Genomic DNA, 11,574 nt, shown 5'->3' with positions numbered 1-11,574 from the left:
GCGGCTCGGGGGGGGGGGGGCGGCGCCGGTGGCGCCCGGGCGGATTGCGGCCGTGGGGGCCCGGGGGCCGCGCGCCGGGGGGCGCTGGTGCCCGCCCCGGCCGCTCCGCCCCGCCGGCCGGGTGCCGGCGCCCTGCGGGGCGGTCTAGACTGGTGTCGCTTTCCATTCCGCCTTCGGGCGGGTGTTGGTGGGAGCAATCGGGCCGGTGGATGCCGTCACCTTCGGGTGTCCCACCGGCCTTTCCCATGTCGCGGCGACGGCCCGGGGCTCGGCCCCGGGCCGCTGGCCCGGTCTAGAACACGCTGTCGCGGATGACCACGATCCCGTCCCGCAGCTGCCATTCGTCCACGTCCACGAAGTCGGACGGCGCGATGACGTGTTCACAGCTGGGGTTGGTGCAGGCCAGCAGAGCCGTGGGGCGCAACTGGGCGTAGTGGCCGGTCATGCACTCTCCACAACGGGGCTTGATCCACATGGCGGGGCTTCCCTTCGGGGGGTGTTGGTGGTGTGTGCGGGCGGTTCGGGTGCCGTTCCCTTCCCTCCCTCACAAGACCTAGATTACAGCAACAGGGCATCACGCACAACCTGAGAGGCATCAAAATGCCTGATCAAGTGCCCATTTAGCGTGCACACGCGAACCGGCTACGGCGCCGGAACGGGAGCGGCCCCGGGCTGGTCGCCCGGGGCCGTCGTGGTTCCGCCCGCCCTAGCGGGCGGCGCGGGCCGTGCGCACGGCTGCGAGTCGGGCCGCCTCGACCTCGGACCAGAAAGCCTCTTCGGCCTCGTCGGCCACCTTCTCGGCCGGGCCGTCGTACCGGTCGGCGGCGGCCGCGTACAAGTCGGCGACGGCTCCGGCCAGGGCGTCCCGTTCGCGCGGGTCGGCGTCCGGTCCCGGCATCTGGCGTGCGGCGCCCGGCCTCTGTCCGGCGTGTACGGCGTCGCTCCACTCGGCCGGGAGGTCCTGGCTCCAGTGGAGGGCGAACGCCCTGCTGAGCACCGTTTCCGGGCTGTGCCATCCGTCGGCCAGGTGGAGAACATCGGTCACGGCGTCGGTGATGAGCTGCTGCCACATCGCGCAGGGCACGGGGGTCCACCGCTCGGCCTGCGGGCGGTGAAGCTGCGCGATGCTCCATCCTCGGCGGGCGCGAGCGGCGGGGGTGTCCTGCGGCTCGGCGTGGGCCAGGTGCTCGCGCACGATCTCGGCTCCGCGCGCGGCGCGCTCGTCGGGGGTGGGGGTGGTGTCCATGTCGGCTTCCCTTCGGTGGTGTTGGTGGTGCCGGGGGGCGGGTGCCGTTCCCGCCCCCCGGGATCGCGGCGGGACGCTACAGCTCGTCGTCGTCCTGGCCGGGGATGGTGAGGGTGAACGCGCCGCAGGTGGCGCCTTCGTCCTCGTCGTCCTGGTGCTCGCCGTGGGTGGCGTGGCAATCCGGGCGGGTGCAGACGTACGCGGCGGGGGTCGCGGGGTTCTCGCACTCGTCGGTGCCGCAGACGGGGCACTCGGCCCCGTCTTCACCGCCGAGACATCCGGCGCCGTAGGTGCATCGGGCGCCCACCAGGGTGCCGTTACAGCCGTCGGCGGGGCACGCGGGCTGATCCCGTACCGTCTCGCCGTCGGCCTTGTAGAGCTCCCATCCGTCCTGGTGGACGTCCACGGCCGTCAGCTGGTGGCCGTGGGTCATGGTGTGTCCGACGGTGACGAACTCGCCCTGCATCGCGGTGAACGCGTCGCACGCGGCCATCTCGTCGGCCGCCTCAACGGTGATCAGTACGTCCGCCGATGCCACAAACGTGAACTTCATTGATCGTCCTTCGGTGGTGTTGGTGGTGCCGGGGGGCGGGTGCCGTTCCCGCCCCCCGGCGTTGGGGTGCTAGCGGTTGGTGCGGGCCGCGCGGGCGGCCTTCGCCTGGATGAACCGCTCCTCTTCCACCTCGTCGCTCCACACCGTGAACGCCATGTCGGTGAGGTGGTCAAGGGAGATTTCGCCGGTCTCGGCGTGCGCGAGGATGGCGGTCACCGCGCCCGCGATGAGTCCCGGCTGTCCCTCGTCGCCGATCGTGCACAGGAGCGGCACGACGTTGACCGTGGCGCGCAGTTCGGACACGGCCACGTGCATGAGGCCAACGGGGCTGATCAGGCCGTCCGCGAAGTGGAACAGGTCGCTGATGATGAGCGCGAGCGACTCCCATTCGTAGCCTTCGGGGACCTCGGCCCCCTCGTAGTAGGCCTCGACCATGGCCCGGCCGATCGCGGCCCGGTCGGCCGGGAGGAGGTGTTCCCCGGCTGCGGCAGCTCGCTCGATGAAGAGCGCGGCCAGCAGTCCGCCATTCTCGGCCCGCTCCGCGTTGGTGTTGGTCTCCAGGTTCATTTCCGTTCCTTTCAAGGGGAGTTGGTGGTGTGTGCGGGCGGTTCGGGTGCCGTTCCCTTCCCTCCCTCACAAGATCTAGATTACAGCAACAGAGCATCACGCGCAACTCTGAACCCATCTTTCACGCCACAAAACCGCAGGTCAGAGGCTTGTCGTAGGTGAGTTTCGGGTCTCTTTTCGCGTGTACACGAGAAGTTGAGTCCGGGCCGGGTCGGGGTCGACGGCCTCGGGGCGACGCGCGCCACGGTCCGGGCCTGAGTGGGGGGTCCCTCCGGTCTGGGCGGCACTCACGGTTTGCCGTGCGGTCGTCCGGGGTGCGACACGCTTTTCGTCGCGCCCCGGGCGGCCGTGCGGCATGGTGCGGAGGGACGACCGGACCGGAGGGATTCCCCACGACCCCCGACCAGTTCCACCCACGGGCCCGCAGTCACCGGCGGCGCCCCCGGCCCCTCTGGGACTGGTGGCCGGGGTGTGGGGCGGAGCCCCGCGTATCGGTGACGCGGGCCGGTCCGCCGGCCTGTACGGAATCCGCGGGGCCGTCGGGTCGCACGTTCGGGCGATGTCGGCCCTCGGCCCGTGCGCTCGGCTCGTCGGCCGGCGTTGGCTGTCCATGATGCGACTGAACCTGTCCGGAGCCGCGTTGGCGGCTGCCCTGGTGGTGCTGGCCGGATCGCCGGCGAGCGCGGCCGCCACGGTGCACTCGGCGTGCGAGCTGAGGGACGGCGCCCGGCTCTGCTACGGCGCGACGTTGGAGGGCGGCGGCCCGATTGTGGAGCTGCGGATCAAGAAGATCGGGGGGGTGGACCACGCGCGGGCGATCGGCTGGATTCCCCAGGGGGGACAGCTCTGGTTGGAGGTGCGCAAGAACGGCGGCGCCGCCAAGCGCGTCAAGGTGGTGACGGCTCCGAGGTACCCGACCAGCGGGGACCCCCTGATGACCACGGGCGCCGAGTGGGAGTACGACGGGCCCGGCGTGAAGATCCGGGGCTGTGCGGCAGCGCCGGGCGGGGGCATGCTGACCTGCACCAAGGCCAACTGAACGCGGGGGCGCCCGTCACGGATGCCGTGACGGGCGCCCCCGCGCCGGCCTCTTCCGGGTCGAGCGGGGCCCGGCTTTCCGGGACCCTCCGCACGGGGTCGGGCACGGCGGCGCCTCCCTTCAGCGGTCGGTGAGTGGCAGGCGCCCCTCGATCCACCCGGTGATGTCCTTAAGCTCGGGGTAGTCGGGCGCGGGGCGCACTGAGGGGATGCGCGTGCGGGCGCTCGGCATCGGGTGCGCCCTCCATCGCCCAGGGGTTTCCAGCCCGAGTAGCCAGACGGTGGCGATGTGCTCGAACTCAGCCCGCTCCCAGTCCCAACGGGTGGCCTCGCCCGCCAGATACTGCCTGCCTTCCGGGCTGACTTCCCCGCCGTCCGCGAGGCGGTGGAATGTCGTGATGAGGTCGTCAACCAGCTGGTGCCATGTGTGGAGGTCTGCGGCGTGCTCCCGCAGCATGGTGCGGGCCTCATCCGGTCCGTAGTCGTGGGCGACGTCCAGGACCTCGGTCAGAGTCAGGCCGCGACCCTCAAGCGATGACCGCACGGGGGCTTGCCGGTCTAGGTAGGCCCGGAAGGCGTCCCGTTCGGCAGGGCGCATCGGTTCGGGGAGGGACGAGTTCACGAGCGGTTGCCTTCCTGTTCCGTGTGGTCGTCGGCCTCGCGTGCACGGCGCTGGGTTTTCAGCGCGTCCAAGCGCTTCCACAGTGCTGCGGACTCGGACCCGGGTCCGTAGCCGGGACCGTCCTGAGGGATCGGAGGGACCTGCCCGGTATACGGCGGGAGGTCCATGTTTCCTTCGAAGGTGCGGTGTTCCCTGCCGACGTGGACGATCCATTCGCCGGGCTCGGGTCGCCAGTCGCCCCAGAGGTGCCAGCCTTCATCCCGGAGCATGTCTTCAGCGGCGTCGCAGGCCTCTTCGGGTGTGCTGGTGGACGGGATGGGTGTAACGGCTGTCAGTACCGGTTCCTGCTCCGGATCGGTATCCCACCACTCGTCTGTCTCGCTCTCGGCGGAGGGCACGGCCTGGTGCACGGTGAGCTCCCAGTGGGGCCCCTCCCAGGGGGTCACGTGGGCTCGGTAGACCGGATCGGACATGAGATCTTCCCTTCGTGCTGCTGAGTCGACGGCGGCTACTAATCCGCGGTGTGCATCGCCTCGACAGCTCGGGCCGCCGTCTCGGCGGTCGGTGTCCACGTCGTCGTCCGGTCGTGGCCCGGGTCCGTGGGGTCGAGCGTCCAGCCGGCGGGAGGGCCGGCCCACGTGTCCTCGGGGAGTTCTGCGATCCGCTGGGCCTCCACGGCTGCCACGGTGGTCCGCACCCAATTCCGCTCGTGCCCGCTGGCGCGGACGATCCGCGTCTGGGGCACGCCGCCGATGGTGCCGACGTAGACGGACGTGGCCAGGGCCGCACGCGCCTGCTGGAGCCGGCCCCGGGCTGCCTTCGCCTCGGCCTCCAGCGTTCGGGCCTCTGCCTCGACCTTCGCCACCTCCTCGCGGCACCGGGTGATGTCGGCCAAGCGGGCCTCGGCGTCCTCGGTCCAGGGGTGGCACAGATCCACTTCCGCCTCGGCGTCGGTGGCGGCCTCCCCGACCCATACCCGTACGCGAACGCCGTCGTCACCGGGGAGGACCGACACGAGATAGTCGAGCATCCGCCGGGCATGCTCGACGGGCTCGATGTCGTCCGGCACCTTCTCGCGGGCCTGTCCGCCGAACGCCCACGTTCCGACTTCTGCGGTGGCACTGCGGTAGTAGCGGGTGGTGTAGAGCGGCATGCTGGCGCCTCCGATCGGCGGCCGGCGCACGCCGGCCCAATGCATCCAATCTACAGATTGGATGCATCCCGTTTCAGATTTCGATGCATCTTCACTCGGACGGGTGAGCCTTACGGGCCGGAGAGAATGAAGATCACTTCTACCCGCCCGCCGTCGGCGGCTGCTTCGGGGGCGTGCACGCGGTACAGGAGCGTGATGCGGTCGCCGGTGTCCTTCGCCGGGGCCGTGTCGATACGGCGTAGCTCGGCCCCGGTGATCGGCTCGGTGGAGCTCGCGGGGTCTCGGGGGTCGGCGGCGAGGCTGTCGAGTAGGTCGTGGACGGCTCGGCGGCCGCCGGCGCTGAGGTGGGCCACCTCCTCGTAAAGCCGCGGTGGTACCTCGACGGTCCAGCGGCTCACTCGGCGGCGCCCCGGCTCTCCAGGTAGGCGTACAGCTCCTCGACCGGAGCCGCGTCCGACGTGCCGGCGAGCGATGCCGCAATGGCGGCTTGGATCTCGGGGCGGGTCCGTATGGCGATCAGCCGGCGGGCGTCGGAAATAACGGCGGCCTGCTCGGTGCCGAACCGCGCCGCGTCCAGCTTCGCGTTGAACGCCACCAACTCGGCGGCGTCGACCACGGCGAGCTCGGCGCGGAGGGCGGCGAGCGTCTGCGGGCCCTCCCACTCCTCGACCCGGTACGGGCTCGCGTACGCCCTGGATGGCGTCTCGTGGGGCATGGCGCTCATCGTGGTGGCCTCCTGTCTGTGGCTTTACCACCGTACGGGGTGGGCGCCGAGGGCCGGGAGTCTTCCCGGCCCTCCTTTTTGACAGTGGTCAGTGCGGGATGCCGTCGATGAGCTCGCGGGCGCCCTGGCGGAGAAGCGCAACGGCCACGGACGTGCCGAGAGTGGCAGGGTCCAGAGGGCCGGCCCACTCGCGTGCGCGAAGAACACGTTTTCCGTCCGGCGTGAACACCTTCGCGTACATGCTGAGCTCGCCGTCCCGTTCGGTGGCGGCGTACCCGGCGATCGGGCTGTTGCAGTGCCCTTGGAGGACGTGCAGGAACATCCGCTCGGCGGTGGCCTCGCGGTGGGTAGCCGGGTCGCCGAGTGCGCTCACGGTCTCGATCAGTCCCGTGTCACCCTCGCGGCACTGAAGGGCCAGGATGCCCGCGCCGATGGGCGGGCACATCGCCTCGACGGAAAGAGTCTCGGTGATCGCGTCTGTGCGGCCGATCCTCTCCAGCCCGGAAACGGCCAGCAGCAGGGCATCTGCCTCGCCTGCGGCGAGCTTGTCGAGTCGACGGTTTGCGTTGCCTCTGATCGGGACGCATTCGAGGTGCGGGTGAGAGGCGGCGAGCTGGGCGATACGTCGCACCGATGAGGTGCCGATGCGTGTCCCGGCCGGGAGGTTGTCCAGCGTGAGGCCTTCGGGGTGTACAAGGGCGTCCCGGATGTCGTCGCGCTTGAGGAACGCGGCGAAGGTGGTCCCGGCGGGCAAGGGACGGTCCGCGGGAACGTCCTTCACGCAGTGCACGGCCAGGTCCGCAGATCCGTCCAGTAGGGCGGCGTCGACTTCCTTGGTGAATGCGCCCTTTCCTTCGACGGCGGCCAGGTCGCCCATCCACCGGTCCCCGGTCGTCTTCACGGGGATGACTTCGGTGGTGATGTGCGGGTAGAGCGCGGCCAACTCATGGCGGACGCGCTCTACCTGGGCGAGTGCCATCGGGGAGTCGCGGGAGACGATACGGATCAGGTCAGGGGCGGACATGCCGCCCACGATAGACCCTCAGATCCGGACTCCGACGACCAACCCCGACGCCCATCTCAGCGGTGTGGAAAGGAGGTTGGGAACCTCGGGCAGCTGTTCGAGGAAGGTAGTAACGCGCGGCTGGTGGTCGTCGGGCCAGGTGGATTGGGGCATCAGGTCGTCCACGATGTAGATCCCCCCGGGCGCCATCAGGGCCAGGAGCTCACCCAAGCGGCGGAACTTGCCCGGTCGGCAGTCCACGTAGACGAGATCGAGGAGCGGGCCCCTGTAGGCGTCCAGCCAGGTGTCTGCGTTCGCGCTGCGGAACTTCACGCGCGGGTCTTCGCCAAGGTGCTGGATAGCAACCATCTGGCGCTCGGGGTCCATCTCCACACTGGTCAGGCGGGCGGTGGGGTTCATGCCGTGCAGCAGCCAGGCCGCGCCGGCTCCGACTCCGGTTCCCAGTTCGGCCATCTGCCCGCCGGGCTTGCTGGCCGCGAGCGTGGCCAGCAGGGCCCCGGTGCGGTCCTCGCACGACATCTCGAAGCCCTGCGCGGCGGCGGCGGCCAAGATGGCGTCCAGCGCTTCCGGCCGGGTCCAAGGGGTGTCATCCACGCTGGCTCCCCAGGTAGGCGGCGACCGGCTCGGCCGCGAACGTCAGGACGGTGTCGGCACCCGCCCGCTTGAGCATGGCCAAGTACTCGGCCATTCCCTCGATGCCGAGGGTCTGGAGTGCGGCCCACTCGCCGGAGGTCGAGTACGCGACGATCGGCACGTCCGTGATGTCCCGCAGACGTACAAGTACGTCGGCGGCCGTCATGACGGGTTGGAGGGTGAGGGAGTCGGCTCCCTCGTTCAGCCAGGCACGGGCCTGCACGAGCGTGTCACGCTCGGCCCGGCCGGGCTCCAGCTGGAGCCCTCGGCGGTCGCCCCGGGCGGGCTCGGTGTCCATGAGCTGCTTGAACGGGCCATAGAGCCCGGTACGGATCGCGAGGTTGGGGTTCACCCCGACTTCGCGGTGTCCCTTCTGGTCCAGGACGGTGCGGACGGAGCGGACGGACCCGGCGAGCATCGCGGTGGGCGATACGGCGTCGGCGCCGGCCTCGGCGTGCTGGGTGGCCATGCCGCGCATAAGCGCGTAGGTGCCCTCCACGTCGATGGCTCCGGTGTCGGTCCGCAGCACGCATTGGCGGGTGCTCGTCCAGGAGCAGCCGCATACCTCGGTGGTCACGGCCACCTCGTCGGCGGCGACGGCCTTGACGGCCTGGATCGCGCGAATCATCAGATTGCCGGGGGTCAGGGCTCCGGTGCCGTACGGGTCGCGGTCGTGGCCGTGCGCGAAGAGCTTCACGCCTCGGATGCCCATGTCCGCCCACCGTGTGACGGTGGCCGGAACGTCGGTCAGGGCCACGGCACCGGGCAGGGTGCCGGCCCCGGTGTGGCCGTCGGGCAGCACCAGGAGGGGGGCGCTCAGGTCCGCCGGGGTCAGTCGCGGCCCGGCGTACAGCCGGCGTACGGACTCCCTGGCCCTGGACGGGTCGATGCCGTCCGGGCCCGCCGGCTGTAAGGGCTGCTGTCCTGGGATCGCGTGTACACGCGAATTTGATGGTGCCAGTTCAGTCACTGGATCTCCTCGTCAAGTTGCCTAGCCGGGAGGCCGCGCCTCCCGGTGGGTGGCCGACGATTCGACGGCCACCCACCCGGCGGCGCGGAGCCGGGGCTACTCGCCCAAAACCGTGACGGCGGGCCCGTTGGTGACGGAGCCCGGGGCGGCTGACAGAGCGGCGGCGGCGTGGGGGAACGGAATGCCGCCGCCGCTCACCCGGGCTCTCCCTGGCGGGGGGGGGTGCAGGGGCCCGGGGGTCTGAGCGCTAGCCGGTGACGGTGGCGGCCGCGTAGAGGCAGGGGCCGGCTTCGAGCGGAAGCGCCCCCCACGTCTCGGCGATTCGGCGCACGTCGGCGCTGGTCCCGGGGTCGGTCACCTCGACCGTGCGGCCGGCCAGGGCAAGCACACTGATAGTGGCGCGCTCCCCAACCAGTGCGGCGGTGACGATGTACCGGTGTGAGTGGATCACGCGCATGGTGTGACGGGTCAGGTGGTAGGCCAGGATGCCGAGCGTGTCGGCCTCCGGGGGGTCGACGGCCCACATGCCGTAGGCCAGGGCGACGTTGAAGCGGGCACGTTCGGGAGAGTCTTCGTCATAGCCAGGAACCGGCCAGGTGGCGCGTAGGCCCATGGCCTCCTGGCGGGCCTGCGCCCGCTCGGCGAGCGTCAAGCCCGCGGGGTCGACGTGGTACAGCCGGGGCCGCTCGACGGCCGATCCGGCACGCGCGGGTAAGGCCTTCACCTCGGGCATCAGAAACCTTCCTCGGGCTTGTCGTCGTGCGCGGTTCGCCGCAGGGACTCGATGAGGTCCACAGGGTTGGTCAGGCGAGTGATCACGTCCGGCGGGTTCATCCACTGACCGACGCGGGACTGTCGACCGCCCGGTTTGGACATGACCAGCCAAAAGCCTTTGCCGATCGCCGTGGTGCCTGGCGCCGCCCACGCCCCGGCTGTGCCCTCCGGGACGAACACATAGGTTCGGCCGCACGACATGTCGACCAGCACCGGCGAGCGCTCCCACGCGAGCGGCCCCATGTCCGCCATGACCGCCAACAGCCGGTCGTAGGGCATCGCTACCGCGTCCCACTGCTGACCGGCCGGGACCAAGGCCACGGCCAACGGGCTGGCCCACTCCTCCCACACCTGTTCGGGAACGGGATGCGCGCGAGCGATCCATTGGGCGCCCGCGTTCGCTGCTTCCCGTCGGGCGAGTTCTCCAGCCATCTCAACCACCCCAATTCGCCGGGCAGGACCCGCAGACCTTGACGGCCCAACCGAGGCGGCCGGCGCCCTCGGATGCGGTGTACGCGTATCCCCCGGGCCGTAGCCCGTCCTTGGACCCGCAACGGGCGCACTCCTGACCGCGTAAGCGGGAGGTCTGCGCGCGGGTGACCCTGAGTGGGTCCAGAACCCCGCTGCGGATGTCTGCTCGTGATGACGGTGTGCCTACGGCGCCTGCTGGCATCGGCTCGATCCCTGTCGTCCGCGCTCTCGAAGGCCACACGACCGGGCCGAGTTGATCACTTAAAGCGCGCACTCCGGCACGGCGAGTAGCCATGGAATACACTGCCATTGAATTTCAATGAGCGGTACCCGAACGACTGAACTTCCCCCCGACCGGGTGAGACTTGATGAGGGGATTACTGGGTGGCGACTCCCGCGTACGCTCTCCCCGTTGACGGCTCCGCCGCGCTGCAAAGCGGCGGGCACACACGAGGGGGCGATGTGACCGAACGAGGGACCACGGGCGCGGCCGGCCGCATGCTGATCGCTCGCGGCCTTCAAGCCCTCCTCGCACGGTCGGACCGCAAACAGAATGAGGTGGCCAAGCTCGCGGGGGTGAGCGTCGGCACCGTCAACCGCTACATGGGGTGGCAAGACCGGGCTAGGCTCCGCGTTCCCACCATGAGGGCCATCGCGGAAGCCTGCGGGGCGACGGCGAGCGAGCGTGACGCCCTGGTCCGGCTCGTCACTGACCAGGAATCTGGCTGGTGGATGGATCACCCTGCGGTGCCCGAAATCCTCGATCCCCTGGTGTCCTTCGAGGCCTACGCGGAGTACGAAAACGTCTGGGCGAACTCCCTCGTTCCGGGGCTCCTCCAGACGCGCCGCTATGCCCTGGCTCTCCATCAGGCCAGTGACGTGCGACTCGACTCCGACACGATCACAAGCCGCGTGGATGCACGAATGAAGCGTCAGGCTGCGGTACTGGATCGCACGCCGGCCCTGCATCTCTGGGTGGTACTCGATCAGGCAGTCTTCCGCCGGTCTGTGGGCGATCCCGAGGTGATGGTGGAGCAGATCGACCACCTGTGCACGATGACCGACCGGCCGAACGTTGACATCCAGGTACTACCGGCCTCAATCGGCGCCCACGCGGCTGGCTCGGGCGGGCACTTCGTAGTGCTCGGCCGCGACGACGAGAGCAACCCCATGGCGTCCATGTCCGTGGTGTACCTCGAACTCCACCGGAAGGGGATCTATCTGGACGCCCCAACCGACGTGGCCGACTACAAGATGATCTTTGACTACCTCCGTCGCGATGCGGCGGGACCTGCACACAGCATCGCCCTGATGCGAGAAGCACGACAGGAGCACAACCGATGACCCCCCAGAGCGCCCCCACCGCCGCCGAACTCGCGGCCGCCCCGTGGAGGACCAGTAGCTACAGCGCGGCAGAGAACGAGTGTGTGGAAGTCGGGCCGCTCGGGGCATGGGTGGGGCTTCGCGACTCAAAGCGGCCGCACGGCAACGCAGTGGCCGTGTCGGCTACGGCCTTTGCCTCGATGGTCGACGCGATTCGGAGCGGGGCGGTCTGAGCCGCTGAACGCTGACGCAAGGGAGGGCCGCACCCCAACCGGGTGCGGCCCTCCCTCGTTCTAGCGTGCACACGCCAAGCGGATGTCGCGCTTCTACCGTGGTCCACCCCTCGTCTTCTTGACGGGGCGGCGTCGCGGCTTACCGCCCTCAGTGCTCTTCCCGGCCCCTACGTGTGCCGACTCCTCGACCTCGGCGAGCCGGCCCCGCAGGGTCTCCGCCTCCGCCTGTGCCGCCTCCACCTC

17 protein-coding genes are annotated in these 11,574 nt (G+C 70.2%); 3 read left to right on the top strand and 14 right to left on the bottom strand.

The window, feature by feature from the left end:
- Positions 1-292: 292 nt before the first annotated feature.
- The 4 genes from ACFTXQ_RS30715 to ACFTXQ_RS30700 all read right to left on the bottom strand — a co-directional run bounded on the left by ACFTXQ_RS30715 (position 293) and on the right by ACFTXQ_RS30700 (position 2,366).
- Complete coding sequence (locus tag ACFTXQ_RS30715; RefSeq protein WP_382646998.1) at positions 293-445, bottom strand: hypothetical protein; 153 nt, start codon at positions 443-445, stop codon at positions 293-295.
- Between the two features lie 261 nt (positions 446-706).
- Positions 707-1,246, bottom strand: a complete 540-nt coding sequence (locus ACFTXQ_RS30710) for a hypothetical protein (RefSeq protein WP_382646995.1) — start codon at positions 1,244-1,246, stop codon at positions 707-709.
- A gap of 76 nt (positions 1,247-1,322) precedes the next feature.
- Positions 1,323-1,799 (bottom strand): hypothetical protein, encoded by a 477-nt coding sequence (locus tag ACFTXQ_RS30705; RefSeq protein ID WP_382646992.1) that lies wholly within the window; start codon positions 1,797-1,799, stop codon positions 1,323-1,325.
- 69 nt (positions 1,800-1,868) lie between these two features.
- Entirely contained in the window at positions 1,869-2,366 is a 498-nt protein-coding gene (locus tag ACFTXQ_RS30700) for a hypothetical protein (protein ID WP_382646989.1), read from the bottom strand.
- Positions 2,367-2,976: 610 nt separating this feature from the next.
- Here ACFTXQ_RS30700 and ACFTXQ_RS30695 point away from each other — a divergent pair.
- Positions 2,977-3,405: a hypothetical protein gene (locus tag ACFTXQ_RS30695; protein ID WP_382646986.1), complete on the top strand. Its 429-nt coding sequence runs from the start codon at positions 2,977-2,979 to the stop codon at positions 3,403-3,405.
- Positions 3,406-3,525: 120 nt separating this feature from the next.
- Here the strand turns inward: ACFTXQ_RS30695 and ACFTXQ_RS30690 are convergent, their stop codons facing one another.
- From ACFTXQ_RS30690 to ACFTXQ_RS30645, 10 genes are all read right to left on the bottom strand, one after another.
- Positions 3,526-4,026, bottom strand: coding sequence for a hypothetical protein (locus ACFTXQ_RS30690; protein WP_382646984.1), 501 nt, complete (start codon positions 4,024-4,026; stop codon positions 3,526-3,528).
- Complete coding sequence (locus ACFTXQ_RS30685) at positions 4,023-4,499, bottom strand: hypothetical protein (RefSeq protein WP_382646981.1); 477 nt, start codon at positions 4,497-4,499, stop codon at positions 4,023-4,025. Before ACFTXQ_RS30685 ends, ACFTXQ_RS30690 begins: the two co-directional genes overlap by 4 nt.
- A gap of 38 nt (positions 4,500-4,537) precedes the next feature.
- Positions 4,538-5,179, bottom strand: a complete 642-nt coding sequence (locus tag ACFTXQ_RS30680) for a hypothetical protein (protein WP_382646978.1) — start codon at positions 5,177-5,179, stop codon at positions 4,538-4,540.
- A 110-nt stretch (positions 5,180-5,289) separates the two neighbouring features.
- Positions 5,290-5,577, bottom strand: coding sequence for a hypothetical protein (locus tag ACFTXQ_RS30675; protein WP_382646975.1), 288 nt, complete (start codon positions 5,575-5,577; stop codon positions 5,290-5,292).
- Positions 5,574-5,903: a hypothetical protein gene (locus tag ACFTXQ_RS30670; RefSeq protein WP_382646972.1), complete on the bottom strand. Its 330-nt coding sequence runs from the start codon at positions 5,901-5,903 to the stop codon at positions 5,574-5,576. The genes ACFTXQ_RS30675 and ACFTXQ_RS30670 overlap by 4 nt, the downstream gene beginning before the upstream one ends.
- Before the next feature lie 88 nt (positions 5,904-5,991).
- Entirely contained in the window at positions 5,992-6,927 is a 936-nt protein-coding gene (gene hemC, locus ACFTXQ_RS30665; protein ID WP_382646969.1) for a hydroxymethylbilane synthase, read from the bottom strand.
- Positions 6,928-6,945: 18 nt separating this feature from the next.
- The gene (locus tag ACFTXQ_RS30660; protein ID WP_382646966.1) at positions 6,946-7,521 is read right to left on the bottom strand and encodes an O-methyltransferase; all 576 of its coding nucleotides are present in this window, start codon (positions 7,519-7,521) and stop codon (positions 6,946-6,948) included.
- The gene (locus ACFTXQ_RS30655) at positions 7,514-8,530 is read right to left on the bottom strand and encodes a hypothetical protein (RefSeq protein WP_382646963.1); all 1,017 of its coding nucleotides are present in this window, start codon (positions 8,528-8,530) and stop codon (positions 7,514-7,516) included. Before ACFTXQ_RS30655 ends, ACFTXQ_RS30660 begins: the two co-directional genes overlap by 8 nt.
- A 247-nt stretch (positions 8,531-8,777) precedes the next feature.
- Positions 8,778-9,263 (bottom strand): hypothetical protein, encoded by a 486-nt coding sequence (locus ACFTXQ_RS30650; protein WP_382646960.1) that lies wholly within the window; start codon positions 9,261-9,263, stop codon positions 8,778-8,780.
- A complete protein-coding gene (locus ACFTXQ_RS30645; protein WP_382646957.1) occupies positions 9,263-9,736 on the bottom strand; it encodes a hypothetical protein in 474 nt (157 codons plus the stop codon). The genes ACFTXQ_RS30650 and ACFTXQ_RS30645 overlap by 1 nt, the downstream gene beginning before the upstream one ends.
- A gap of 501 nt (positions 9,737-10,237) precedes the next feature.
- Here ACFTXQ_RS30645 and ACFTXQ_RS30640 point away from each other — a divergent pair.
- Together ACFTXQ_RS30640 and ACFTXQ_RS30635 are read left to right on the top strand one after the other, a co-directional pair.
- A complete protein-coding gene (locus tag ACFTXQ_RS30640; protein WP_382646954.1) occupies positions 10,238-11,119 on the top strand; it encodes a helix-turn-helix domain-containing protein in 882 nt (293 codons plus the stop codon).
- Positions 11,116-11,331, top strand: a complete 216-nt coding sequence (locus ACFTXQ_RS30635; protein ID WP_382646951.1) for a DUF397 domain-containing protein — start codon at positions 11,116-11,118, stop codon at positions 11,329-11,331. Before ACFTXQ_RS30640 ends, ACFTXQ_RS30635 begins: the two co-directional genes overlap by 4 nt.
- Positions 11,332-11,574: the final 243 nt, after the last annotated feature.

This window comes from Streptomyces sp. NPDC057010 (assembly GCF_042673805.1).
Taxonomy (GTDB): Bacteria; Actinomycetota; Actinomycetes; order Streptomycetales; family Streptomycetaceae; genus Streptomyces.
Note: the sequence above shows the minus strand (reverse complement) of the source record. Positions and strands in the feature narration are given on the sequence as shown.